Annotated in this window: 1 protein-coding gene; it reads left to right on the forward strand. The window is 59.1% G+C overall.

Translation table 11 applies throughout. The features are described from left to right. Positions 1-220, forward strand: a 220-nt coding sequence (locus tag FGE21_RS20175) for a hypothetical protein (protein WP_176695515.1), incomplete at its 5' end; no start/stop codon positions are given. Positions 221-350 lie beyond the last annotated feature (130 nt).

A 350-nucleotide genomic window follows, 5' to 3' on the forward strand; every position in this document is an offset into this window, starting at 1 on the left:
AGGAGGCATGTACCGCAGCGATATTGGATCCTTCAGCTATCCGGCAGCCTTCATCGGGCCGGTGGTGGGCGGTCACAGCGGTGAGTTGTTCAAGCATGGCTTTACCACATTGGTGGAGGCCACGAATAGCAGCTGGAGGGTGCGCTTTGCGCGGCCTGATGTCTGGTCTGCATTGGACGGACCCAATGTATCGATGCTGGCAATTGGCCGCTGGTTCTGAAGGAGTATCACAGCATGCAAATCTCATTCACGCCAACGCGCTGCGATACAGCGCTGACCGCAACCCGCCAGGGCGACGTGCTGACCCTCAACGGCGAGGCCTTTGACTTCACCGCATTGTCCGAGGGCGA

It is taken from the genome of Phaeobacter sp. B1627 (assembly GCF_006265095.1).
Classification (GTDB): Bacteria; Pseudomonadota; Alphaproteobacteria; order Rhodobacterales; family Rhodobacteraceae; genus Epibacterium.